At 59.3% G+C, this 25,515-nt stretch carries 23 protein-coding genes; 6 read left to right on the top strand and 17 right to left on the bottom strand.

Annotation, left to right across the window (positions count from 1 at the left end):
• Nucleotides 1-6 precede the first annotated feature (6 nt).
• The 13 genes from MOV63_RS05495 to MOV63_RS05435 form a co-directional block, all read right to left on the bottom strand.
• Nucleotides 7-387: a VOC family protein gene (locus tag MOV63_RS05495; RefSeq protein WP_247032280.1), complete on the bottom strand. Its 381-nt coding sequence runs from the start codon at nucleotides 385-387 to the stop codon at nucleotides 7-9.
• Between the two features lie 32 nt (nucleotides 388-419).
• A complete protein-coding gene (locus MOV63_RS05490) occupies nucleotides 420-1,805 on the bottom strand; it encodes an ABC transporter substrate-binding protein (RefSeq protein WP_247032278.1) in 1,386 nt (461 codons plus the stop codon).
• 8 nt (nucleotides 1,806-1,813) lie between these two features.
• A complete protein-coding gene (locus MOV63_RS05485) occupies nucleotides 1,814-2,653 on the bottom strand; it encodes an ABC transporter permease (RefSeq protein WP_247032445.1) in 840 nt (279 codons plus the stop codon).
• A 2-nt stretch (nucleotides 2,654-2,655) separates the two neighbouring features.
• Nucleotides 2,656-3,666 carry an ABC transporter permease gene (locus MOV63_RS05480; RefSeq protein WP_247032276.1) on the bottom strand — a complete coding sequence of 337 codons (1,011 nt, stop codon included), beginning with the start codon at nucleotides 3,664-3,666 and terminating at the stop codon, nucleotides 2,656-2,658.
• A 130-nt stretch (nucleotides 3,667-3,796) separates the two neighbouring features.
• Nucleotides 3,797-5,359, bottom strand: coding sequence for an ABC transporter substrate-binding protein (locus tag MOV63_RS05475; RefSeq protein WP_247032274.1), 1,563 nt, complete (start codon nucleotides 5,357-5,359; stop codon nucleotides 3,797-3,799).
• A gap of 250 nt (nucleotides 5,360-5,609) precedes the next feature.
• Complete coding sequence (locus tag MOV63_RS05470) at nucleotides 5,610-6,467, bottom strand: sulfurtransferase (RefSeq protein ID WP_247032272.1); 858 nt, start codon at nucleotides 6,465-6,467, stop codon at nucleotides 5,610-5,612.
• 303 nt (nucleotides 6,468-6,770) lie between these two features.
• The gene (locus MOV63_RS05465) at nucleotides 6,771-7,472 is read right to left on the bottom strand and encodes a GntR family transcriptional regulator (RefSeq protein ID WP_247032270.1); all 702 of its coding nucleotides are present in this window, start codon (nucleotides 7,470-7,472) and stop codon (nucleotides 6,771-6,773) included.
• A gap of 225 nt (nucleotides 7,473-7,697) precedes the next feature.
• The gene (locus tag MOV63_RS05460) at nucleotides 7,698-8,816 is read right to left on the bottom strand and encodes a Gfo/Idh/MocA family protein (protein ID WP_247032268.1); all 1,119 of its coding nucleotides are present in this window, start codon (nucleotides 8,814-8,816) and stop codon (nucleotides 7,698-7,700) included.
• A gap of 13 nt (nucleotides 8,817-8,829) precedes the next feature.
• Nucleotides 8,830-9,828: an inositol 2-dehydrogenase gene (gene iolG, locus MOV63_RS05455; protein WP_247032266.1), complete on the bottom strand. Its 999-nt coding sequence runs from the start codon at nucleotides 9,826-9,828 to the stop codon at nucleotides 8,830-8,832.
• A gap of 62 nt (nucleotides 9,829-9,890) precedes the next feature.
• A complete protein-coding gene (locus MOV63_RS05450; protein ID WP_247032264.1) occupies nucleotides 9,891-10,694 on the bottom strand; it encodes a TIM barrel protein in 804 nt (267 codons plus the stop codon).
• Nucleotides 10,695-10,713: 19 nt separating this feature from the next.
• Nucleotides 10,714-11,514, bottom strand: coding sequence for an ATP-binding cassette domain-containing protein (locus tag MOV63_RS05445; RefSeq protein WP_038544798.1), 801 nt, complete (start codon nucleotides 11,512-11,514; stop codon nucleotides 10,714-10,716).
• A gap of 2 nt (nucleotides 11,515-11,516) precedes the next feature.
• The gene (locus MOV63_RS05440; RefSeq protein WP_247032262.1) at nucleotides 11,517-12,638 is read right to left on the bottom strand and encodes an ABC transporter permease; all 1,122 of its coding nucleotides are present in this window, start codon (nucleotides 12,636-12,638) and stop codon (nucleotides 11,517-11,519) included.
• 113 nt (nucleotides 12,639-12,751) lie between these two features.
• Nucleotides 12,752-13,699, bottom strand: a complete 948-nt coding sequence (locus MOV63_RS05435) for a sugar ABC transporter substrate-binding protein (protein ID WP_038544801.1) — start codon at nucleotides 13,697-13,699, stop codon at nucleotides 12,752-12,754.
• A gap of 213 nt (nucleotides 13,700-13,912) precedes the next feature.
• Here MOV63_RS05435 and MOV63_RS05430 point away from each other — a divergent pair, with 213 nt between their 5' ends.
• Nucleotides 13,913-14,905 carry a LacI family DNA-binding transcriptional regulator gene (locus tag MOV63_RS05430; RefSeq protein WP_247032255.1) on the top strand — a complete coding sequence of 331 codons (993 nt, stop codon included), beginning with the start codon at nucleotides 13,913-13,915 and terminating at the stop codon, nucleotides 14,903-14,905.
• Between the two features lie 113 nt (nucleotides 14,906-15,018).
• Here the strand turns inward: MOV63_RS05430 and MOV63_RS05425 are convergent, their stop codons facing one another.
• From MOV63_RS05425 to MOV63_RS05410, 4 genes are all read right to left on the bottom strand, one after another.
• Nucleotides 15,019-16,218 (bottom strand): mandelate racemase/muconate lactonizing enzyme family protein, encoded by a 1,200-nt coding sequence (locus tag MOV63_RS05425; RefSeq protein WP_247032253.1) that lies wholly within the window; start codon nucleotides 16,216-16,218, stop codon nucleotides 15,019-15,021.
• 17 nt (nucleotides 16,219-16,235) lie between these two features.
• Complete coding sequence (locus tag MOV63_RS05420) at nucleotides 16,236-17,597, bottom strand: mandelate racemase/muconate lactonizing enzyme family protein (protein WP_247032251.1); 1,362 nt, start codon at nucleotides 17,595-17,597, stop codon at nucleotides 16,236-16,238.
• A gap of 68 nt (nucleotides 17,598-17,665) precedes the next feature.
• Nucleotides 17,666-18,832, bottom strand: coding sequence for a mandelate racemase/muconate lactonizing enzyme family protein (locus MOV63_RS05415; protein WP_247032249.1), 1,167 nt, complete (start codon nucleotides 18,830-18,832; stop codon nucleotides 17,666-17,668).
• Between the two features lie 54 nt (nucleotides 18,833-18,886).
• Nucleotides 18,887-19,597 (bottom strand): GntR family transcriptional regulator, encoded by a 711-nt coding sequence (locus MOV63_RS05410; protein WP_247032247.1) that lies wholly within the window; start codon nucleotides 19,595-19,597, stop codon nucleotides 18,887-18,889.
• Nucleotides 19,598-19,804: 207 nt separating this feature from the next.
• Here MOV63_RS05410 and MOV63_RS05405 point away from each other — a divergent pair, with 207 nt between their 5' ends.
• The 5 genes from MOV63_RS05405 to MOV63_RS05385 all read left to right on the top strand — a co-directional run bounded on the left by MOV63_RS05405 (nucleotide 19,805) and on the right by MOV63_RS05385 (nucleotide 25,507).
• A complete protein-coding gene (locus MOV63_RS05405; protein WP_247032239.1) occupies nucleotides 19,805-21,283 on the top strand; it encodes a sugar ABC transporter substrate-binding protein in 1,479 nt (492 codons plus the stop codon).
• A gap of 73 nt (nucleotides 21,284-21,356) precedes the next feature.
• Nucleotides 21,357-22,316 carry a carbohydrate ABC transporter permease gene (locus tag MOV63_RS05400; RefSeq protein ID WP_247032237.1) on the top strand — a complete coding sequence of 320 codons (960 nt, stop codon included), beginning with the start codon at nucleotides 21,357-21,359 and terminating at the stop codon, nucleotides 22,314-22,316.
• Entirely contained in the window at nucleotides 22,313-23,203 is an 891-nt protein-coding gene (locus MOV63_RS05395) for a carbohydrate ABC transporter permease (RefSeq protein ID WP_038544815.1), read from the top strand. The genes MOV63_RS05400 and MOV63_RS05395 overlap by 4 nt, the downstream gene beginning before the upstream one ends.
• A gap of 10 nt (nucleotides 23,204-23,213) precedes the next feature.
• Nucleotides 23,214-24,311, top strand: coding sequence for an ABC transporter ATP-binding protein (locus MOV63_RS05390; protein WP_038549571.1), 1,098 nt, complete (start codon nucleotides 23,214-23,216; stop codon nucleotides 24,309-24,311).
• A 32-nt stretch (nucleotides 24,312-24,343) separates the two neighbouring features.
• A complete protein-coding gene (locus MOV63_RS05385; protein WP_247032235.1) occupies nucleotides 24,344-25,507 on the top strand; it encodes a mandelate racemase/muconate lactonizing enzyme family protein in 1,164 nt (387 codons plus the stop codon).
• Nucleotides 25,508-25,515: the final 8 nt, after the last annotated feature.

The raw sequence follows: 25,515 nt of genomic DNA, 5'->3' as shown, positions 1-25,515 counted from the left end.
CCCCCATCAGAACAGTTTTGCGACATCCGGGTTATGGAAACGCTGGATTTCGATTGCGTAGCCGGCCGGGTCCTCGAAGAAGAAGTGTTCGCAATAGGTGCCGCGCAGCATCTCAGACAAGCCTTTCACCCCGGCTTCCTTCATGCGCTTGTGCCAGCCTTCGACATCCTGCGCGACGATGGTCAGCAGGACCGCGCTCTTTTCCTGATATTTCAGGTGGCCGCGGTTGCCGTCGACAATGCCGAAATAGCACTTGCCGGCGATGCGATAGATGCGCGCCAGGCCCTGGTCCAGCACCAGTTCGAAGCCGAGCACCTTCTCGTAGAAGGAAGCGACGGCGTGGATGTCTTCGTAGTAGAAGAAGGTGATCGAATAGTCTTTTTCCATCGTCTTATCCTTGGATCGGCGAATGTTGGGGCTCAGCGAATGTTGAGCGTGCCCTTATGATCGATCGATAGTCCGCCGATGCCTTTACGCGCCGCAAAGACATCGATGGGATGAACGAGATAAAGCCAGGGCGGGTTCTGATGAAGCCTGGTCAGGCAGCGCGCATAGGCCAGTTCCCGGTCGGCGTCATCGACTGCGTGGTTGGCCGCTGCGATCAGCGCCTCGGTCTCCGAGTCGTCGTAACCCTGCCACCACACGGCTCTGGTCTTGGCTGAAATCTTGTCGTTCAGGATACGGTAGGTGCTGTGCGGCGAGGAATCGAAGATCGCCATGTCGCCCATTTCCTTGCGGCCGATCTGGCGCGCATATTCCGGCCGGTCGAGCTCCGTCTCGACCTTGACCTCGAGCCCCACCGCCTCCAGTGAAGCCGCCACGAAGCGGCTCACTTCCGGCGAGCGTTCGGGCATGAAGGTCGGCGTGCGCAGCCGGATCGGTCCGCCCGCATCGACGCCGTCGAGCAGCCGTTTCGCCTTTTCCGGGTCATGGCCGATGGGAGAGAGGTTCGCCTTGCCGGCACCGAGATGGAAAGGGCTGACGATGGTCGAGGACGGCACGGCAAGACCGTGGAAAATCTCTTTGGTAATCGCTGCGGTATTCACTGCATGGTTGACAGCAAGTCGCGCTTGAGCCGAGCGGAAGACGCCCTGGCTGCAATTCAGATAATACATGACCGACAGCGTATTGATCGCCCTGCCCCAGTCAAAGGCAGTGTCGAACACGAGGCGGCCTTCCACCCGTTCCAGATTGAGTGCTGCATCGATGCTGCCGTCCCTGAGCTGAGCATAACGCGCTTCCGCATGTTTTTCCGCCAGCGCCACGATGCGCTGCGGTCCAGCTTCGCCGTTCACCCGCTCCAGCATGACGCGCTTCGACTGTTCGAATTCCACCACCCGATAACGCCCCGTACCGAGGATAGGCCGACCGTCGGCATCGAAACGGCAGATGTAGAATTCGGAAAAGATGTCGAGGATATCGGCGATAGGATCGGGATTTTCGACACGTACGACATCCGGGCCTTCCGCCGTGATGCGCGCATCCTTGAGGTAGCGCGCATAGGACCATTTCATGCCGAACGTATCGACGGCTTCCAGGATGCCATCGAGGAAGCCGATGATGTCTTCCGCCACGCAGGGCTTGCCGTCATGGAAGATCGCGCCTTCGCGGATATGGAAACGCCATTCGCGGCCGTCAGCCGAGTGGGTCCAGCGGTCGAACAGCGCCGGCCGCACGAAACCGTCGTCCCATTTCAGCAGCGGTTCGAAAACGAGGTTCTTCAGCGTCAGCACGCTGGTATCGTCGGTGACCCGCGTCGGCGGCAGGAAATCCACTTTTTCCAGACTGATGGTAAGCGTGCTCACGGGCAACCTCAATCGAGTTCGTTGCGGCGACGCGGATTGAACCAATCCGCCAGGCTATCGCCGATCAGGTTGAACGACAGAACGGCCAACAGGATCGCCATGCCGGGAGCGAGCGCCACCCAAGCGGCGCTGCGGACAAATTGCAGGTTGGCGGAAACGTCAGCACCCCATTCGGCCAGCGGAGGCTGGGCACCGAGACCCAGAAAGCCGAGGCTGGCGGTTTGCAGGATGGCACTGCCGAGCGCCAGCGTCGATTGCACCAGCAAAGGCCCTAGCCCGTTGACGAAGATGTAGCGCAGCAGGATTCGATGGGTCGGCAGACCAAGTGAAACTGCGGCCTCCACATAGGGTTTGACGGAAATGCTCAGCGCCTGGCTGCGCGCGACCCGCGCGAACTGAGGCGCCAGCGTGATGGCAACAGCAAGCATGGCATTCTGGAGGCTCGGTCCGAAAGCCGCAGCAAGCGCAATCGCCAGGACCAGCGCCGGGAAGGCCAGAATGGCGTCGACGATACGCATGATGATGCTGTCGGGCCAACCTCCCACGAAGCCTGCCAGCATCCCGAAGAAAACGCCGATCACGAAGGCGATGGCGACCACGCCGACGCCGATGGCCAGCGTCGCTCGGCCACCATACATGATGCGGGTCATTACATCGCGGCCGAAGGCGTCGGTACCAAGCCAGTGAGCAAGTGTCGGCGCGTCCAGCTTGTGGAGGATATCGAGCTTGGTCGGCGTATAGGGCGAGACCAGTGGACCGATGGTGATCAGGCCTACGAGGGCGACTAAGATGACGAGGCCGACCACCGCCAGCTTATTGCGTCGCAAGAAGATCAGCAGTTCAAGCATGATCACCCCATCTTCCGGCGAATGCGCGGATCGAGGACTCCATAGAGCAGGTCCACGATGATCGATGTGAGGACGAACATCAGGGCGAAGACCAGCGTCGTGCCCTGAATGACCGGATAGTCACGGTTCTTGATCGCTTCGAACATGTAGCGGCCGATGCCGGGCCAGGCGAAGATCGTCTCCGTCAGGATCGCACCGCCGAGCATTTCCGCAAATTTCAGGCCAATGACTGTGATCGCCGGCAGCAGTGAATTGCGCAGGCCGTGGTTCAGCACGACATTCGAACGCCGCAACCCCTTCGCCCTGGCGGTGCGGATGAAGTCCTCACCCATCACGTCGAGCATGGTATTGCGCACGAAGCGGCCGAGCGTGGCGGCGAGAAACGAGGCGAGCACCGCAGTCGGCAGAATGAGATGTTGGACCGCACTCCATGCCGCCGCGAAATTACCGGTAATGATGCCGTCGAGAACGGCAAAACCGGTCACGGTTTCTACCGTCAAAAAAGAACTCATCCGTCCCGATACCGGCAGCCAGCCGAGATAGGTCGCAAAGATCAGCTGCAGGATAAGCGCCAGCAGGAAGGCAGGCATCGACACCCCGACCAGCGAGACGACCCGGGTAACGTGGTCGAAGATGGAGTTGGGCCGGACGGCCGACAGCACCCCGATCGGGATGCCAAGGATGATGGCGACGATGACGGCCAGAACCGAAAGCTCGATCGTCGCCGGCAGGCGCGTCAGGATTTCGCCTGTCACGGGTAGGCCTGACTTCAGGGAGAAACCGAGATCACCCTTCAACAGACCAAATACGTAGTTGGCAAATTGCAGGACCACAGGCTGATCGAGATCGAGTTGGGCACGCAGCGCGTCGATCTGCTCCTTCGTCGCACCCGGACCGAGCAGCGTCACGGCCGGATCGCCGGGTATCAACCGGACCAGTGAAAAGACAATCACCAGCACGATGCACATGACGGGTATCAGCGCGATCAGGCGGCGTATGATGAAACTCGCCATGCTCTCCAACTCATTTGCAAAGCCGCCCGCACCGGGTCGGGCGGATAGACGCTTCCCGTCGTGCCAGAACAAGGAAAGCAAGGAGACGGGCAGTCCGAAGACTGCCCGCCTTAGTCTTGGGAGAAGACTATCACTTCTTGGAGACGGACCAATATTCGTTAAGCGGCGGCGCGCTATTGACCACAAGGCCCTCGACGTTGGCTCGCTCGAAAACGATCAGCTTGGGGCTGAACAGATAGGCGCCCGGAACCTTCTTGGCGATCTCTTCCTGCACCTGGAAGTAAAGCTGCTTGCGGGCTTCCAGGTCGGAGGTCTGCTGAGCCTTCAGGATAAGATCGTCGAGCACCTTATCCTCCGGCATGCGGAAGGTCATGGCCGTGTTGGCGAGCGGCGAGAGGTAACCGATGGTGATGTGGGCGTCCGGGTCGTTGTACCACGGCTGGCGTCCGTCGAGCGCAACGTCGAACTGGCCGGAAGTCTGCAGCGCCCGCAGCGCCGGGAACTCGGTCTGCTGGATTGTGGCGTTAATGCCGATATCGGCTAGGTTCGCCTGCACGAAGGTGGCAACGGCACCCCAGAGCGGCCCCTGGAAGCTGTAGAGCTTCAAATCAAGGCTCGACGGATCGACCTTGGCCTCCGCCAGCAGCTTCTTAGCGAGCGCCGGATCGTATTTCGGAGCCAGTTCCTTCATCTTGGGGTTAAAGGCCCAGCTATTGGTGGTCAGCGGACCATAGACGCGTTCGGCCGTGCCGCCGAAAACGCCGTTCAGCAGGCCGTCGTAGTCGATCGCATGCGTAATCGCCTGGCGTACCTTGACGTTGGCGAACGGGCCGTCCTTTTTGTTGTTGTTGAATTCGAGCTGACGAATGATCTGGCTCGACGTCTCGAGGATCTTGATATCCTTGTTCTTCTTCAGCGCCTCGATGTCCTCGGCGGCGATTGCAGACAGCTGACCCTGCTGCTGGACGATATCGACACCGCCGCTCTCAAGCTCCAGACGGCGGGTGGAGGCGTCCGGAATGACGCGGTAGATGATCTTCGAAAGTTTTGGGGCACCACGGAAATAGCCCGGATTGGCTTCCAGAACGACATTCGTATCGGCCTGCGCCCCTTTGAAGACGAACGGACCGGTACCGACCGGATTGGCGGCGAACTTGTCGCCGAATTTCTGCACGGCCGCGGGGCTGACGATGGCCGATTGCGGCTGCGCGAGAATGGACAGGAAGGCCGGGTAAGCGGCGGAAAGCGTGATCTTCACCTCAGCCGGGGATACGACGGCGATATCCCTGATCAGGTCGAACGTCGCCTTGACGTAGGAATTGGTAGCCTTGGTGCGCTCCAGCGAAAACTTCACCGCCGCCGCATCGAAAGGTGTGCCGTCCTGGAACTTGACACCATCCCGCAACTTGAAGGTAAATTCCTTGCCGTCGGCGGAAATGGTCCAGTTCGTCGCCAGACGTCCTTCGAGCTGCTTGAATTCCGGCGACGTCCAGGCGACCAGCGTGTCGAAGACGTTGAGGATGATTTCGCTGCCGACAGGCTCCGCCTTGTTGCCGCCGGGCTCAAGGCCGACCGGATCGGAAGGAACCGCAACAACAAGCGTCTTCGACCGATCTTGAGCCTGCGCGTATGTGCCTGCCGATATCAGCGGCACGGCGACCACCGCTGCCGCAAAACCCTTCCAGATATTCATGCTACGACCCTTCTCTGGCCATGGGCTCTTTGGAACCCGTTCCCGTATATCGCATCAATCAGCACCTACGCCCAACTGATATACTACGAGATATATCAATCCAATTTAAGCCTGTAAAGTCGAAGTGGCGCTGCTTTAGACAAAGAATATCTGCGCATATTTTTTGTGCTGAATGAGCGGTCCCCTCTCTACAACCGGCCACAATAGGAGAATTTCACGCCAAAAACGCTCGCCGTTTGAGCATCCTTCATCAGAAAGGATCGGCACCCGTAATCACGGGACGCGTCGTATCTGAAACCCATGCGGACCACGATCCGGGATACATTGCCGCCGGTAATCCGATGGCGGCAAGCGCAAGCACGGTGTGTGCGGCCGACATGCCGGCACCGCAATAGACGCCGACGTCGCAAAAGCCGTCGACGCCGAGAGCGCGATACATCTCCCTCAGCGTAGCGCTGTCGGCGAAGTTGCCGTAGTCGGTAACGTTATCTGGGGCAGGCGCGCTGATCGCATGCGGAATATGGCCCCGCGCAGGCTGACCCTCAGCAACGGGACCACCGATGTAATTAGGCCGAATGCGCGCATCGAGAAGGATTCCCTCTTTCCCGAAGCGAAGAGCATCGCTGGCGTCAAACTCAGGCATGTGCCCCGGCGACAATACAATCGTGCTTGGCTGGACAGCGGTAACGGCGTCCGTCGTCGGAAGCCCGGCCGATACCCAGGCCGGAAACCCACCGTCTAATACGCGGACATCCGGCAGGCCCGCCCATTTCAGCACCCACCAGGCGCGGGCAGCCGTCATGCTGCGGTCCCCGTCATAGATGACGATCGTGCTTTCCGGCCGCAGCCCCCATCGGCGCGCCTTTTCCTGCAGGATATCGATCTCGGGAAGCGGGCGCTGCCCACCCTCCGCGGAGGGTGGCGATTGAAAATCGGAATAGGCTTCCGTATCGACCGCGCCTTCGATCCGCTGTCCCTTGAAGGACGGTTGGCCGGTATAAGGGTTGATCGAATGGACTGCCAGAACTGTCACATCCGCGCCGGATTTGCGCAACCCATTCAGGTCGAGCGGCGTAAGAAGAACTGATTTGCGAATGTCATCGGCCATGACACCATCTCCCGGAAATGGTCACTCCTTGAAATTATCCTCCTTCATTCGAACCTCCTTGGCAAGATGAAATATCTTACGTAATATCTTACAGCGCCGATATGCTCGGAGCCGCTCGCTTCTACTCCACGAAGCCCCGGGGAGTTGGGTCACTTGGCAGATATGGCCGTAGTGGAACGTGCCAGCCATCGCGTGGCGGTCGTGTATCTGGGAGAGATCGTCGAGGTAGGCTCGCGCGTGCAGATCTTCAGCAGCCCGCAGTCGTGAAGCAGAACTGACATCTCAAACGCCAAAAACAGCCCGTTAAAGCGAGATGCCTGGCTGCGGATTGGCGACCATCGCCGCAAACAGCCCCTTGCGGGTATTCTCGTTGTGCTCGATCATCGCAAGCCGGGCCTTCTCGCCGTCACGCTGCCTGAGAACCGCCACGATACGATGGTGGTCGTTAATCGTCTCCGGATTAATGTCGCGGATTCGTGTTCCCATATAGAAAAGCCGGGCGCATTCCTCCAGGTGACTCATCACCAGCGAATGCAGGCGCGGATTGCGCGACCCCTGCGCAATCGCGGAATGGAAGGTCTCGTTGGACGTCACGAACGTTTTGGTGCTGACATCTTCACCGACGATGTAACTGGCATCCGCCAACCGATCGAGCGCATCGAGTTCGTCTTCGGTCAGGCTTTGCGCGGCCAGAGCCGCCGCGGTCCCTTCGAGAACGCCCCGAACGGCAAAAAGGTCGTCCATATCCTTCAGCGTCACCGGAGTAACCCGATAGCCGCGACGGGGAAAAGCCTCCATCAACCCTTCGACGCAAAGCCGCGCGAGCGCTTCCCGCACCGGCGTCTTGCTCATCTGCAGTTGATCGGCCAGTTCCGGCTCGGAAACGTCCACACCAGGCGGAAGTACACCCGTTATTACGCGCTCACGCAATATCGCATAGGCCTGCTCCGTCAGCGATTTCCCACGCTTTTCAGATGAAACCGCCGACCTGCCAGTCCTGTTCACATCTCTCTCCATACCCCCGCGGGCCCCAACGCCTCTGCCTGGCCATGGATTTGTCTCCAGTGCCGAAAAGACGGGCGATGATTTCTAACATGGAATTCGATTGCGCCAATCCCGACCAGCATGTTTCGATACACGCCACGCCAGTAGTATACTACGTGGCATATCTATTTTGCGCAACACGCCCCTCTGGCGCCGAAATCGCTGCACGCTTTCGGGCGACATGCATTAGCCGAGTGTACTGGTCCACTTGCCGCTGGCATGTGATTGGGCCATGGCGTGGACCACTCGCTCGATCTGGATGCCGTCCGAGAAATCCACGAGCCTCGCGGGTTTGCCACTCAGCGCGTTCAGGATCTCGTAGGCCTCGATAACCTTGAGTTCGTTAAAACCAAGGCCGTGGCCGGGTGCGGGTACGAAGTGATTGTACGGTGTGTGGATGGGCGCGATCAGGACGGTCCGGAAACCCTGTATTTCTGCCTCGTCCGAGCGTTGGTACAGTTGGAATTCGTTGGCCCGCTCCTGATCGAAAAGGATGGACCCCTCTGTTCCGAGAATCTGAAGTGCGATCCGTCCCTTGCGCCCCCAGGCAGACCGATTGACGATCAACGTTCCGGTTAGCCCGTCCCGAAAACGCATCAGCGCGGAGGCGATATCAAAAGTCTCCACCTTTTTATCAACACCATGAGCATCCTTCAGCGTCTCGTAGGGACGCGCCGCATCGGCCATGACCTCCACGGGAAGACCGCACAGGCGCTGCAACAGAGACAAGGGGTGCACGGCAAAATCGTCGAGTGCTCCATGGCCGGACTCGGCCCGATGCTTGAGCGAATGCAGCATGTCCGGCGCCGCCATGAAGTCCTCGTCCATCTCCAGGCGGATATTGGTGACACGCCCGATCCGCCCATTCTTCACCAGCGTTTCGATCTGCCTGAATGCGGGGCTCTGAATGTAGTTGTAACCAAGAACGCAAAGACGATCGGTGCGCTCTGCCGCCATCAGCATGGCCTCGGCGTCTTGCAGACCAGTGGACATGGGCTTTTCGCACCAGACATGCTTTCCCGCATCGAGCGCCGCAGTCACCATATCTTTGTGGAATTGGTTCGGCGAGGTGATTGAAACGATCTGAACGTCGGGATCATCGATCGCGGCACGCCAGTCACCCGAGGATTTCTCAAAACCGAATTCGGTTGCGCGCTGTTTCGCAAGGGTCTCATTGACCTCGCCGAGATGAACGAGGCGCGGTCGGATGACCGTGCCGAAAGTGGCCGCGACCGAGTTCCATGCCAATGCATGGCACTTCCCCATATACCCCGTGCCAATCAGTCCAATGCCAAGTGTTTTCACAATAAATCCTCGCCTAGAGTATTTCGGCGAGGCTGACGGATTGCCCCGACGCGAGTGACCGTGTCGCCGCTTCCGCCAATGCAAGCGCATTGACGCCGTCATCCAGCGAAACTGGCAGTGCCGATCCGGACGTGATGGCATCGACAAACGCATTCCACTCAATGGAATAGGCGCGCATATAGCGCTCGAGGAAGAAGAACTCCGGCTTGGCGCCCGTCACTCCGTCCCGGGTGGACTTGGTGATGGTGTTCTCCAGGATGTTTCCGGCGGACAGCAGCCCGTCGGAGCCCAGCAGCTCTATGCGTTGATCGTATCCGTAGACCGCGCGACGGCTGTTCTTGATGACGGCGATGCGGCCATCGGCGAACTTGAGCGTGACGGCGGCGGTATCGACATCGCCCGCCGCACCGATCTCGGGATCGACGATCGAGCTTCCGATGGCCGTCACCGTCTCGGGCGCTCCGCCGAAGATCCAGCAGGCCATGTCGAAGTCGTGGATCATCATATCCCGGAACAGGCCGCCGGAAACCTTGATGTAGGACACCGGAGGCGGTGCCGGATCGAAGGAGGTAATCGACAGCAATTCCGTTTTGCCGATGTCGCCCCGGTCCGCGGCAGCCTTGAGCGCCGCAAAGTTCGGATCGAAGCGGCGGTTGAAACCGATCATGACCGGTCTGCCCGTGGCAGCCGCCGCGATCTGGCAGGCGCGGGCCCGTTCGAGGCTGAGATCGACGGGCTTCTCGCACAGCACCGCCTTGCCGGCCTTCGTCGCCGCCTCTATCAAGTCCGAATGGGTGTCCGTCGATGTGGCGATAAGCACAGCGTCGATGGCGGGATCGTTGATGATGTCGAGGCTGGAAGCAGCCTCGGCTCCATACTGGGACGCGAGCTTTGTGGCGGCGTCCGTGTTGACATCCGAAACCGCGACCAGCGCACTTCCGGGATTGGACGTGATCGCTTTGGCGTGGACGTTTCCAATCCGCCCCGCGCCGAGAAGACCAACTTTGAGCATTTTCGTTCCTTCTGACATGTGATCGCACGGGACTGACAAACGGCCGCGCAACGAGGAGAGTGTTAAAGGGTAAAGGCTTGGCGGAAGCGGCTCAGCGCCAGCTCGTCGTCCTCGGCCGGCCAGGCCTCAAGCCCGATGACGCCGGTGTAGCCCATGGCGTTCAGCGCGCGGGCGATGGCCGGGAAATTGATCTCTCCGGTGCCGGGCTCCATGCGGCCGGGCACATCCGCCACCTGGATTTCGCCGATGAATGGCAGCGCCCGACGGCAGAGCTCGATGAGATTCCCTTCGCCGATCTGGGCGTGGTAAAGATCGAGATTGAGCTTCAGCGACGGACGATTGATCGCAGAGACCAGGGCGATCGTGTCGGCGGCCTTGGCGAAAGGCGTTTTCGGGTGATCGACCGCTTCGTTGAGGTTCTCAAGAACGAACGTCACGCCTTCTTCCTCACCGAGATCCGCGATGCGATTGAGGGTGTCGCGTGCCTTCAGCCACATCGCGCCAGTGACGCCCTCCGACTTGAGCACCGGCAGCCCCTGCCCGTCGAGACCCGTCCCGTGCAAGTTGAGCCGGGGGCAACCGAGTTCCTTGGCAACGGTGGTAGACAGACGCGCCGTCCTGATGAGTTCATCGGCGCCCTCATCGTCCGCGAGCGTGCCGGTGATGTACCCCGTCATCGACGAGAACGTCGCGCCGGACCGGGCAAGAGCAGGAATATCATGCTTGGTCCAGTCCCAGATCTCGGCGACGAAGCCAAGCTCGGTGATCCGCTTCAGCCGCTCCGTGAACGGCAAAGAGCGGAAAACCATTTCTGCACAGACAGCCAGCGTGAAGGGCCCCGGATGTGCATGCTCTTCTGTCATCATTACAATCCCGTTTCGTGAATTAGATGGTGCCGCCGAGCTCGTTGGAGAGCGCCTGCAATTCTTTGCCGCCGGCCATCATGTTTTGAAGCTCATCGATGGAAATCTCGCTCTTGGCATAGGTGCCCAGCGTCTTGCCGCGATTGAGGATGGTGAAGCGGTTGCCGACCGCGAAAGCGTGGCGCACATTGTGCGTGATGAAGATGACCCCAAGGCCCTTCTGCTGCACATGGTTGATGTATTTGAGAACCATAGACGTCTGTGCCACGCCCAGCGCAGATGTCGGCTCGTCGAGGATGAGAACCTTCGCCCCGAAATAGACCGCACGCGCGATCGCCACGCATTGCCGTTCGCCGCCGGATAGGGTTCCGACCGCCTGGTTCGGATCCCGAACATCGATCCCGATCTTGTGCATCTCCTCCCGCGTCACGGCATCGCAATGTTTGAAGTCGATGTAGCGGAAGGGCGGGATACCCTTGCGTGGCTCGCGCCCCATGAAGAAGTTGCGCGTTACGGACATGAGCGGAATCATGGCCAGATCCTGGTAGACGGTGGCGATGCCGGCATCGAGCGCATCACGCGGGCTGGAGAACGTGACAGGCTTTCCATCGACGAGCAGCTCGCCACCGGAAGGCTTAACCACGCCGGACAGCGTCTTGATCAGCGTCGACTTGCCGGCGCCATTGTCTCCGAGCAGGCAGAGAACTTCACCTTCCAGCACCTTCATCGAGATCCCGGAGAGCGCAATGACGGAGCCATAGTGCTTGACGATGTCCCTGGCTTCGATGATCGGGGCCGGTGAATTGGATTGGATGTCGGCCATGCTCAGCGCTCCCCTGTAACTTTGCGGCGAATGAAGTTGTTGAAGAGGACGGCAAGCAGCAGCATGGTGCCGAGAAAGACCTGAAACCAGTCGGAGTCGAACTTCGTATAGGTGAGGCCGATGGAGACGAGGCCGAAGATGATTGCTCCGAAAAAGGCGCCTATGGCCGAGCCGTAACCGCCTGTCAGAAGGCTTCCTCCGATGACGGCTGCGATGATGGCTTCGAACTCCTTCTGGAAACCGCGTCGTGCGTCCGTCGATCCGGCATCCAGCACCGTGATGATGGCGACGAGAGCAGCCGCGCATGCGGTCAAGGCAAAAAGCCCGGTCTTGACGTGATCGACGGGTACACCGGAGTTTCGAGCGGCATTGGCATCACCTCCGACGGCAAAGATCCAGTTTCCGACCCGGGTACGCAGCAGGACCCACGTCGCAACGCCGGCAAGACCGACGAACCAGACCACGGAGACAGGCACGCCCGCGACCTTCGGCATGCCATTGTCGAATTTCTCGATCAGGTTGTTTTCGGCAAGCCAGGCAAAGAAACCCTGGAAGGCGAGGCCTGAAAACAGGCCGGCAATGGAGGTATCTCCAACAGCTTCGCTGATACCGCGAAGCTGTGTAGATCCGCCGGTCGCCCATTTGAGGCCGACGAGTGTCAGTCCGCGCAGGATGAACAGGAAAGCCAGCGTGACAATGAAGGAGGGAAGCCGGGTGCGGATGACGATCTGACCGTTCACGGCGCCCAGCAGAGCTGCGAAGAGCAAGGTAAATAGGATCGCGATCCAAAGTGGCTGGCCAAAATTGACCAACAGACCACCGAAAATCAGGCCGGCGAAGGCCACCATCGAGCCGATGGAAAGATCGAACTCTCCGCCGATCATCAACATTGACGCCGCAATCGCAAGAATCCCCAGCTGTGATGCCGGCGCCAGGATGGTCATCATTCCCGACAACGAGAACATCGAGGTATCGGCGGTAAAGAAGAAAAAGATCACCACCATGACGAGGCCCGCGACTGCGCCAAGTTCGGGGCGCCGCATCAGGCTTGTCAGGACGCTGACCTTCTTGAGGCGCTCGTCAGATTTAATCGATGCGGCTGGAATTTTGCTAATTTCAGTCATGGTTCCTCCCGTGGGCGTCGCGCGCCACAGCCATGCAGACAACGCGTAGGGTTAGTCGGCAGCCCCTCCTGCTGAAGGAGCGGCCGACACGTGCTAACGCGACAGAGGGTGGATCAGCGGATGCCCTTCGCCGACAGTTCGACGACCTGAGCCGCCTTATCCTTGGTGATCAGATTCGGACCCGATGGAACGTTGCCGCCGGGGATGAGGCCATATTTCGCGTTATTGGCCAGGAAGACGGTCGACAAATAGCCCTGCAGGAACTGTTGCTGGTCGATCGCGAAGGCAGCTTCGCCGGCGGCAACCGCTTTCAGGAAATTGGCCGAAAGATCGAAGGTCGCCACATTGACCTTGCCGGTCTTGCCAGCGTCCTTGACGGCTGCGAGCGAAGGTTCGCCGGCGGTGCTTGCACCGAGAGCCATGATGGTATCGATAGCATTGTTGGCGCTCAGTGACGCTTTGACCTTGGCGCGAACTTCGGCCGGATCATTGGACACCGGCAACACGGTAACAGTACCGCCGAAGCCATCCGAGAAGCCCTTGCAACGCAGGTCGAGCGAGACGTTACCGACCTCCTGGTTGACGCAGATGCCGGTCTTGCCACCCATCTGTTTCAGCTTTTCACCGGCAGCCTTACCTGCGCCGTACTCGTCTTGACCGACATGCAGCAAAGCACCGAGTTTCTTGGAAACATCGGACCCGGAGTTAATGGAAATCACCGGAATACCGGAAGCCACCGCCTTCTCGATCGAGCGTCCGAGAGCCGAAGCATCCGGGATCGACACGATCAGCCCGTCCGGCTTCTGGTTCACCGCAGCGTCGATCAGCTGGCTCATAGCCACCATGTCGAATGTCTCAGGCGCGCGATAATCGACCTGAACGCCGGCATCCTTGGCGCCGGCTGTCACGCCATTCTTGACCACCGACCAAAAGGGATCGTTTGCTTGGCCATGCGTGACGGCGATGATCTTGATATCTTTTGCGTATGCGAGACTGTCAGCACCCGCAACGGCTGCAACGATCGAAACGCCGAGCGCGAGTTTCTTGATAAGCGATTTCATGCTCTTTCCTCCCATTGACGCGGCTAAGCCTGCGTCGCTCCTCTATCCGACGTGGACCTCCCCCCGCCGTTTCCATTGCTAGGCCGCAATAGATTTTGCTACCGGTAGCAACCGTAAAATTCATATCAGTTGGCTTCAATATGTCAACTCAATAATTCCAATTTTCGGCACAACGGAATATCCATTCCACGCGGTAGGTCAGGTGAGGTCAGTATGGCGAAGCGAGTTACAGCGGAAGATGTGGCGCGATCTGCAGGTGTCTCGAAGTGGACCGTCATTCGCGCGTTTACGCCGGGGGCTTCGATCGCCGAAAAAAGTCGATTGAGGGTTCTGGAGGCCGCGGAGAGCCTGAACTACCGGCCGAACTTGCTGGCACGCAGCTTGGCGACCAACCTGACACACCAGGTCGCGATCCTGGTCGATGATTTCAAGAACCCACACAAACTGCCAGTTCTCGAGATTTTGACTTGGCAACTTCAGTCAGAAGGCTTGTTGACGGTCCTTATCAACATCAATGAACATTTCGACCACGTGCAGGCGCTGTTGGATGCCGGCCAGCGTCAAGTCGATGCCATCATCTTGTTCGGCACGGCGTTCCGACCGGAGATGCTGGAGGACGATCGGATACAGGGCGGGGCCCCGCTTTACGTTTTGGCCCGCGATAGCCAGATACCGAATGTCCCCGCGATCACATGCGATACGCCGCTGGCGATGCGAGAACTATGCGAGTATTTTTATTCTAAAGGATATCGACGTCCCGCTTTTCTGTCCGGCGCCAAAACCCTTTCCACCGCGTTGGGCCGACGCCGCGCGTTCAACGCTTTCTGGGAAGCCCATGGCGCTAAGTCTGTGCTTGGTGTTTCGGCAGCATCCTACAGTTCAGGACACGGATTTGAGGCCGCAAGGATCTTGTTTCAGGAGACCCCACGCGAGCAATGGCCGGATCTTCTCATGTGTGAAAACGATGCTCTGGCCTTCGGCGCGATCGATTACGTCCGCAGTACCCTAAAACTCCGTATTCCGGATGATATTGCGATTGCCGGTTTCGACAATACTCCCCTCGCTGCCTCCCCTGCCTATGACCTGACGACATACGAGCAGCCCGCTATCGAAATGGTAACGGCAATCCTGTCTATGATACTCGGAAGGGAGCCACGAGAAAACAAAGCCTTCAGGGGGAAACTTATCTCAAGATCAACTGCTTAGCATTCGACAAATGCGACCCCGCGACAGGATCGGAATGGCAGCCTCGAACGCCGGCGATCCCTGGTCGGTCAGTTCACCGACGGTCTGTGCCATGCCGGCAAGTGGAGCGAGGCTCAGTCGAAAAAGCCCGCATCCTCTTCCCTGAGATATTTCCTGGCCCCTTCAGGGTCGATATCGAGGCCCAGACCCGGCGCTTCCAGTAGGTCCACCATGCTGTCCTTGACGATCTGCGGCGGCAAGCCGATTACCAGGTCCTCCCACCAGGGGTCGGAGGCGGTCGGATATTCGAACGCGACGTAATTTGCCGGCAACGTGGCGCAGACATTGATCAACGCGCCAAGCCCCAGCAGGCCGTTGGCGGTGCCGTGCGGTGCCATTAGGATCGAGTGCATGTAGGCGTGCTCGGCGACCCATTTGAGCTCGGCAATGCCGCCAATATCGGCTGGATCGGGGCCGATGACGCGCACCGCCTGCGTCTCGATCAGTTCCTTGAAATTGTGCCGCAGGTAGATCTGTTCCCCAGTGTGAATAGGCGTCGAGGTTGAGGTTGTCAGCTCCCGATAGGCCTGCGGATTGACCCACGGCACGTAGTCGCCGGTCAGCATGTCCTCGAGCCACATCAAATTGTACTTCTCGACCGCGCGAGCGAACTTGATCGCATCGGGCAGCATCCAGCCCGGGCCGCAGTCGAGCGCCAGGCTGACCTTGTCGCCCAGCACTTCCTTCATCGCGATCACGCAGTCGAGCATGTGATTGAAACCACGCTCGCTGATCACGCCCTGATCCATGGCACCGTGATAACCAGCCTTCTTCTGCGTCACGCCGTAGTGGAAGTCCTCGACGGTGTCCTTCATGTTGGAGTGGAACGAGATTCCTTGCTTGACCATGAAGAAGTTCTGCGGCTGCTCCATCATCCATTTGACGTCAGCGGCGTAATCCTCCGGCCGGTCGCCCGTGCGTGTCCGGCGGACCGAACCATTGTAGACGCGCACCTTGTCCCGCACCTTGCCGCCGAGCAGTTTATAGACGGGCACGCCCGCGGCCTTGCCGGCAATATCCCAAAGCGCATGCTCGATAGCGCTCACCGCCGCGCCGTACGGCTTGAAAGAGCCGCGTTGACGGATCTTCAGCATGACTCTCTCGACGTCGGTCGGGTCCTCGCCGATCAGCGCCTCGCGGAAATGCAGCACCCAGGGCTTGAGGTAGGGCTTGGTAAATTCGACTTCACCCAAGCCATAGAGGCCTGCGTCCGTAACGATGCGGACGATCGGATGTCTGCCGATAACGGCGCAGCGGAGATCGGTGATCTTCATCTTCGTTCCTTTTAGCCTCAGCTCCAGGTGCGATCCCAGGAATACTCATCGTCCCAGTGATCCGTAGGCTGCCAGATGCCGGTGACACCCGGCTGCAGATGCTGCGAGATCACCTCGTCGACGACGTCGTCAATCCCCAGGCCCGGCTTGTCCGAAACGGTGATGAAGCCGTCCTTCACCAGCGGTTTGGGAAGGCCGGTGACGATATCGTCCCACCAGTCGACATCGGCGGAATGGTATTCGAGCGCCATGAAATTTTCGGTCGCGGTGGCGACATGCGCAGCGGCCATTGCTGCGATTGGACTTTCTGCCATGTGGATGGCCATGGCGACACCCCGGTCCTGCGCCATATCGCCGATCTTCTTGGTCTCGAGGATACCCCCACTTGTGAGCAGGTCCGGGTGGATAACGGAGACGCCGCCGCTGTTAAGCAGAGGCTCGAAGCCTTCCTTGAGGTATATGTCCTCGCCGGTGCAGATTGGCACCGTGGTGGCGTCCTGCAGTTGTCGATATTGCTCGGTATACTGCCATGGGATCACATCCTCGAGCCAGGCCGGCACGTATTTTTCAATTCGCCTGGCAAGGCGAATGCCGTTCTGCATGGAGATATGGCCGATATGGTCGATCGCGAGCGGCACATCCATGCCGATGACCTCACGAACCTCGGCAATGTATTGCTCAAGGAAGTCGAGGCCCTTGTCGGAAAAGTGGAGGCCGGTGAACGGGTGCGGGACGTTATGCAAATCGTATACAGCGTTGCGGAGGCGCCGCTCCTCCATCGTCTTTAGCGGACCGCGGTCGGGGTGGTGGCGGTACCCTTCAAGTGAGCCGGCAGGAGACACGACCGCACCGGGCACATCCGCGATCTGCATCAATCCCAAATCCATCTTGAGGAAGGTGAATCCGAGCTCCATGCGCTGCTTGAGGCGTTTACCGGTCTCGGTACCGCTCGGCACGGTCGCGTCGGTATCGCAATAGACGCGCACCTTCTCCCGAAACCGACCGCCGAGCATCTGGTAGACAGGGACGCCATAGGCCTTGCCGGCAAGATCCCACAAGGCGATTTCGACCGCCGACACGCCGCCGCCTTGCCGGCCGTGCCCGCCGAACTGCTTGATCCGTCGAAACAGGCGATCGATGTCGCAAGGGTTCTCGCCAAGCAACCGGCTCTTCAGCATCAGCGCGTAGGTGGCGCTGGCACCGTCGCGCACCTCGCCAAGCCCGACAATGCCCTGATTAGTGTAAATCTTCAGCAGCACCGAGGTGAACGGCGCGCCGACAATTTCGGCTACCCGCATGTCGGTGATGCGAAGGTCAGACGGCTTGGAACGCGTGTTCACCCGATTGAGCGCCTCGTCGGCTCCATTTGCTTCTGGCATGATTTATCCTCGTTCTGGTCGGCGGCGCTCGTCGTCGCGCACGCTGAGGCGGCGTAGAGCGTTGTTAGCTAGTGCAGCTCTATCTCGTGATTTTGAAGGTAGTCGCGGTTCATTTCGACGCCCAGACCAGGCTTAGGCGTAAGCTTGAGGCTGCCGTTCGAAACATCGAGTGGTCTGTCGATGAGGTGATCGTATTTGCCCAGGTTCCACTCTGACGTTTCAAGTTTGTAGAAATTGGGAACGGTCATCATCACCTGCGCTCCCGCAACCACGTTGATCGGCCCTGCGGCGTCATGCGGCGAGACCGGGATGTAGTAGGCTTCGCATAGGGCGGAAATCTTCTTGAGTTCGGTAATGCCGCCGGTCCAGGTGACGTCCGGCATGATGTAGTCGGCGAGCTTGTTTTCGAGCACCGGCACGAAATCCCACTTCGTGTGGCCGCGCTCGCCCCACGAGATGGCGGCGCTGACCTTCTCACGGACCTGTTTGAGAGCGCTGAGGCTCTCCGGTGGACAGGGCTCCTCGAACCAGTCGATCTGACCGGCTTCCTCGAGGCTCCGACAAAGGCGAATGGCGGTGGGAACGTCGAACCGGCCATGCGCATCGATGAGGATGTCCACATCAGAGCCGGCCGTTTCGCGGATCAGAGCAGTGAGTTCGGCGGCTTCGCGCTCATCCTTGCGGGTCATGCTGCCATCGAGGTAGCCGTCCCGTTGTTCGCGAGACTGTCCATCGGCGGTGCGGCCCTGGTGGGGGAAAGGATCGAACTTGAGCGCAGTGTGGCCGGACTCGACGATGTCCCGAATTTCCCGAACCACAGCCTCTTTGCTGGTAAACTTGGCCTGGTTGGGATGGGTGTAGAGCGCGATTTCATCGCGTACCGGCCCGCCCAACAACTCGTAAATCGGCTGACCCAGAACTTTGCCTCGGATGTCCCAAAGGGCTATGTCGATGGCACTTACGCATTCGACTGCGGCGCCACGACTGCCCATGTAGGTGAAGCTGCGGAATATCTTGTGCCACAGATACTCGATACGTGCCGGGTCCTCGCCTGTCAAAGCGTCACCGATCTGCCGCAGGATCGTGCACAAAGCGCGATTGGCGAGCTTTGTCGTGGTGGTGATCTCTCCCCAGCCGCTCACCCCCTCGTCGGTCGTCACTTCGACGAACAGATACTCTCCCCAATAAGACGCATCGGATCTGATTAGCCACGGCCGAACGCTGGTGATTTTCATCTCAACTGCCTTTATCTGAAGTGGTCGTCATGACGTTGTTCAAGGCTATGAATTCTATCCTGCCCAAGCGGCGCTACGCGCACGCATGTGTTCGAGGATGTGCCGCCCGGAGCCTTCGACATGGCGTGCGATGAGTTCGGCCGCCTCGTTCGCATTTCCCGCTTTTACATGTGCGATGAGCTCGCGATGTTCGCTAAGGATCGCGGCACGCCGGGCAAGCGTGAAGTTGAAACGCCGGCTCACGGCTCGAAGCACTTCGCGATGCTTCCACCAAAGCTCGGCGGCATGGTGGTTGTAGTGCTTCTGGTACATTACGGTATGAAAGGCGGTGTCCAACTCGCTGTGCCTGAACGTATCGGCGAAGTCGTTCTCTTCAATCAGGCCTTGGATGCGTTCGAGTTCAGCAATATCCTCGACTGTGGCCATATTCACGAACCATCGCGTCAGTGCCGGCTCGATCAGGACTCCTATCTCGTAGATGTCCCGAACAAAATCCTGATCTATCGGCCGGACGCGCGCTCCACGGTTGGGAACGAAGGTTACGAAGCCCTCCCCGCGCAGCAGTTGTAGAGCCTCGCGCACGGGGTTGGTTGAGGTACCGTGGCGCCGGGCGAGATCGGTGACCACAAGCCGCTCGTTGGCAGCGAGCCGCCCTTCGATAATGTCGTCCCTGATCAGTTGATAAAGCGACGCGCCTTCGCTGGAGGCCCCGATGGCGTCGATCCCTTCGGGTGGCTGCGCTTTAAAATCACTCGTAACGGCCAAAGCTATCCCCAATCAATACACAGATTGCTCGGATATCACGCAAGGCTTCCATAAACAATGTACGATTTCTTTAGTTGACAGGTAATCTGTGATCTGAAAACGTATGATATGGTCGAAGGGATACATTGGGTGGAAAGTCCCACGGCCGGGGAGCAAAGACCGCTCGCTTCACACAGAGCGGCATGGGAGAAATCTGGGAGGATACCTATGACGAGTACTTCACTCGGCGGTGCTGTCGTGCGCGGCACTGTGTCCACTGCTTTGCTGGTATCGTTGATGTCTGCGTCTGCGCTGGGTGCGCCGGTCGACTTGAGCAAGTGGTCGCCGCAATATGTGCGCTCCATTGCCGGTACACAGGATTTTGACACGGCGGCCGACTGCGCCAAAGTCACCCCGCTCGACTACAAGGGGCGACTGACATTCTGGTATCAGGGTGTGTTCGAGGGCGACCCCGACCTCCTGCGCCAGTATTACAAGGACTTCTTTGCGACCTTCCGCAAAACCTATCCGAACATCCAGCTCGAGGATCAAGCCCTTACCTATAACGACCTGCTGGACAAGTTCCGGACCGCGCTCCTTGGCAATGCGGCGCCCATGGCGGTCCGCCTACAAATCCTGGGCGGCACCGAATTCGCCTCGAAGGGCTATCTGCGGCCGCTCAAACCCGAGGATATCGGGTATGCGACCGATGATTTCTGGCCCGGTGCAATGAAGGCCGTGACCTGGGAGGGCGTGACCTACGGTATCCCGACCAATAATGAGACGATGGCGTTCATCTGGAACGCCGACATCTTCAAGCGCGCGGGCCTCGATCCGGACAAGGCTCCGGCAACATGGGACGATGTCGTCAAATATTCCAAGCAGATCCACGACAAGCTCGGCATTGCCGGTTACGGCCTGGTGGCGCGCAAGAATGCCGGCAATACACCGTACCGTTTCATGCCGCAGCTGTGGGCTTATGGCGGCGGCGTTTTTGACGAGGCCAACGCGAACCCGACTTACAAGCAGGTCGAGCTGAACAGCGCGCAGAGCAAGGCGGCGCTGCAAGCCTCCTATGACATGTATGTTCGCGACAAGTCGGTTCCGGTTTCGGCGCTTACCAATCAGCAGGCGGATAATCAGCCACTCTTCCTCGCTGGCCAGCTCGCCATGATGGTCTCGCACCCGTCCGACTATAACGTCATGCTCGACTTGCAGAAGAAGACGACGGGTACCGACAAGGACAAGGCGCAGACCGTCATCGACAACATGCGCTACGGTCTGATACCGACTGGCCCGAACGGCAAGCGTGCCGTCGTGTTTGGCGGCTCGAACATTCACATCCTCAAGCCCGAATATGTCGAAGGCGGCAAGGTAGACGAGCCGGCTGCAAAGGCTATCGGTTGCATGTGGGCGAGCCCCGAATGGTCGCTGAAGATGGCCTATGCCGGCTCAAACCCGGGAAATCTCAACGGCTTCAAGACCAAATGGATGAAGGAGCGCTTGGACAGCATCAAGTTCCTTGATGTCACGACTTCCATGCTGCCTTACGGCATCCCGTTCCCGGCGCTGCCGCAGTCGCCGGAAATCATGAACATCATCGTCCCTGACATGCTGCAGAATGCGCTGACCGGCACCATGACGGTTGACCAAGCAGCGGAAGACGCAGCCAAGAAGGTAAAAAACCTGACGGCCGGCGGACTTTAGTCCATGCCTGACGATCTGACCGGCCGCGCTGAGGCTGCGGCCGGTTTGTTCCGAAAAATGGGGGCATGGCACCGTGACGATCTTGACTGGCAAGGCCGAGACCAGCCGTAGACTGCGACCCGAAGGGTCCGGTCTGCTGCGAAAGATTTGGGAACATCGCGCCGACTACGCCTATGTGCTCCCTGCAATCGCCGTGATGCTCATCGTCATAGCCTATCCGATCTACTACACGATCGAGCTTTCGTTCTTCAATACACCGCCTGGCCTACAGCTCCGGGACAAGATTTTCGTCGGCCTTAACAACTACACCGCGATCCTCACAAGTCCGGTGTTCTGGACGGTCACCCGGAACACGCTTATCTGGACAGCGGGATCCACTTTGATCTCATTTGTCCTCGGGTTTGCCAGCGCACTGGCGCTCCATCGTGACTTTGTCGGCCGTGGCATCTTGCGAGCCATCCTGATCATTCCCTGGGTCATCAGCGCGGTCGCCGCGTCCTATATCTGGAAATGGATCTACCATTCGGACTTTGGGATTATCGGCGCGGTACTGGTCGGCCTAGGATTGGCCGACCGACCGCCGAATTTCATCGACAGCGTCAACACGGTGCTGCCCTCCCTGATCGTCGTCAATATCTGGCGGGAGTTTCCGTTTGCCATGATCATGATGATGGCTGGCCTGCAAACAGTACCCGATCAGTTGCTGCGCGCGGCAAAAGTCGACGGAGCCAATGCATGGCAGCGGTTCTGGCACGTCACCTTCCCGCACCTGAGAAACGTCTCGACCGTGACGATCCTTCTCCTGGCAGTGGCCAACTTCAATTCCTTCATTATCCCCTGGATCATGACCGGCGGCGGGCCGTCGAACGCATCGCATATCTGGATCACCCACATTTATGAGCTCGCCTTCGGCCGCCAGCGCTGGGGAGTGGCATCGGCCTATTCAGTGCTGCTGTTCCTGATCCTGATGTCGCTCGGCTACTTCTACGTCCGTGCGCTAAGCGGCAACGAGCGGAAAGATGGGAGCGCATGAGCACGATTGCTGAGACTGCTCCCCGAAGCCAGGCCCGTCGCCGTGTGCGCATCGACGGATGGCGGTGGGGCGGACGCATCTTCCTCGCGTTCATGCTGCTTTACACTGCGCTGCCGATGATCTGGATGCTGATCACCTCGATCAAGTCCGGCTTCGCAGCCATGCAATTCCCGCCGCAATGGTGGCCTGACCAACCGACCCTTGCCAGCTACGAGAAGCTCCTCGACCCGCAAAATAGCGTAGGCCAGGACTTCCTCCGTTTCTTCTGGAACAGCCTTTTCGTCTCCACGACCACGACTATCCTTTCGGTGATCGTGGCAGTTCCTGCGGCCTACGCGTTTTCGCGCTTCACCTTCCCCGGCCGGAACTTTCTGTTCTTCGCCGTCCTGCTGCGCAACATGTTCCCGGCTGTGATCTTTCTCGTGCCGCTCTTCATCCTGATGCGCGCGATCGGCCTGGTGAATACGCATGGGTCGCTCATTCTAACCTACCTCACATTCGGCCTGCCGCTGGCAATCTGGCTCCTCAAGGGCTTCTACGACAATATCCCTGTGCAGCTCGAGCAGGCCGCACGCATCGACGGGGCAACGCGGTTCCAGGCCTTTGTCCTGATCGTGATGCCGCTCTCGACGCCGGGCATCATCGCCACGGCGATCTACTCCTTCATCGGTGCGTGGAATGAGTACATCTACGCCTACACCTTCCTCTCCAAGAACGAGCAGTTGACCCTGCCGGTCGGCATCCAGCGCTTCTTCTCGGAAAATACCACGGACTTTCCGGGCCTGATGGCGGCCAGCTTCATGATGAGCGTGCCCGTCGTGGTCCTGTTCCTCCTCCTCCAACGATATTTCGTACGCGCCCTCACGGAAGGCGCAGTCAAGCACTAGGGAGTTGCCGGTGGCCCACGTGGTCCTCAATGATCTCGTCAAGACCTATGGCAGCTTCAAAGCTGTCAACAATGTTTCGCTGACGGTCAACGACGGCGAATTCGTTGCGCTCGTCGGCCCTTCAGGCTGCGGCAAGACAACCACCCTCAATCTTGTGGCGGGGCTCATCCCCATCACATCTGGCGACATCGTCATCGGCGACAGGGTGGTCAACGACCTCGACCCCAAGGACCGGGACATCGCAATGGTGTTCCAGAACTACGCGCTCTATCCGCAGAAATCGGTCTACAAAAACCTGGCGTTCCCGCTGCAGATGCGCAAACTGCCAAGGGACGAGATCGACAAGAAAGTCAGGGAAGCAGCGCGCGTGCTCGACATGACCCAGCTGCTCGAGCGCAAGCCACGCGAACTTTCGGGCGGGCAACAGCAGCGCGTGGCGCTCGGCCGTGCCCTCGTCCGCGATCCGGCGGTATTCCTGATGGATGAACCACTCTCCAACCTCGACGCAAAGCTGCGCGTGCAGATGCGGTCGGAGATCAAGCGTTTCCACCAGGACCTCAAGGCAACGATCATCTATGTGACGCACGACCAGCTCGAAGCCGTGACCATGGCGGACAGAATGGCGGTGATGAACGGCGGTTACCTTCAGCAATACGCTTCACCGGCGCAGGTGTTTGCACATCCGGTGAACATGTTCGTCGCCAGCTTTGTCGGCAGCCCGGCGATGAGCCTTGTTCCGCTGGAGGCATCAACGGCGAGCGGCGACACTGTGTTGACAAGCGCGGAGGGCTGGCGCCTCGAGCTCTCGCCACACAACGCCCGGAAGGTCGCGACGGCAACCACCAAGAAAGTCGTGCTCGGCGCACGTCACTCGACGATCAAGCTGCACAAGAGTGCGGTGCCGGGAAGCGTTCCTGCCAAGGCCTACACGGTGGAGCCGACCGGAGACGTCACTTTCGTACAGGCGTTCCTGTCTGGCGCCATCGTCAATGTCAGCGTGCCGCCGACCATTGCCGTCGCGCCCGACGAACCGATCTGGCTCGAGTTCGACCAGGAGCGGATGCATCTGTTCGACGGCGAAACAGAAATGGCCCTCATGGCCAGCTGAGACAGGCCAGATACGTGTGAAACAGGGTGTAGATGACTACGAAGCTTAAAATCACCGCTATCAAGCCCTATCCGGTATGGATCGGAATACGCAACCAGATGCTCGTCAAGGTCGAGACCGACAACGGCATCTTCGGATGGGGCGAGAGCGGCTTGAGCGGTCGCGAGAAGGCCGTGGCCGGTGCGATCGAGCACTATCGCGAGTTTCTCATCGGTCGCGACCCGATGCAGATTGGTCGGATCTGGCAAGAAGTTTATCGCAGCCAATATTTCGAAGGCGGGCGCGTTCTGCAGGCGGCGATTTCCGCCATCGACATTGCCCTTCACGACATCAAGGGCAAGGCACTGGGGGTGCCGGTCTACGAACTGCTGGGCGGCAAGCAGCGCGACCGCATTCCTACCTTCGCTTCGACCGGTGACGAGGCCGAGGGCGATATTGCCATCGAACGAGCCCGCGAACTACGCGCGCAGGGGTGGCAGGCGATCCGTTTTTTCCCTATCGGGCAAAACAACAAGGACATTTTTGAGCCCCGCGAGTCGATCGGCGCTACCGCGAATATGCTAAACAAGGCGCGAGAAGCGCTTGGCGATGACGTCGTCCTCGGCATCGACTATCATCATCGGCTGTCGGTGGCAGAGGCGGCGAGCTTCTGCAACAAACTCGGCCGTGGCGTGCTTGATTTCCTCGAGGAACCAATACGGGACGAGACACCGGAGGCCTACGAATCCCTGCGAACGATGACCGACATCCCGTTCGCCATCGGCGAGGAATTTGCCAGCAAGTGGCAGTTCCTGCCCTACATCGAGCGCGGCATCCATCAGTTCAACCGGCTCGATGTTTGCAATGTGGGCGGGCTCACCGAAGCAATGAAGGTCGCTGGTTGGAGCGAGGCGCACTATGTGGACCTGATGCCGCACAATCCCCTCGGCCCGGTCTGCACGGCCGCGACCATCCATCTCGCCGCCTCGGTACCGAATTTCGCTTGGCTCGAGACCAGGGCGCCCGAAGCAAAGCTGGGCTTCGATAATTCCGACTTCTTCCCCGTGCAACCGCGGCTCGTCGGCCCAGACTATCCGGTCAGCGATCTGCCGGGGCTCGGCGTCGAGGTCAACGAAGAGGCGGTCAAGGCGGAGAGCTTTCGTTTCTGGGAAGCGCCTCACCTGAAGCGCCGCGACGGTTCTGTCACGAACTGGTAGTTTTCATC

The organism is Neorhizobium sp. SHOUNA12A (genome assembly GCF_023006505.1).
In the GTDB taxonomy this organism is placed as follows: Bacteria; Pseudomonadota; Alphaproteobacteria; order Rhizobiales; family Rhizobiaceae; genus Neorhizobium.
This window is presented reverse-complemented; position numbering and strand designations above follow the sequence as displayed.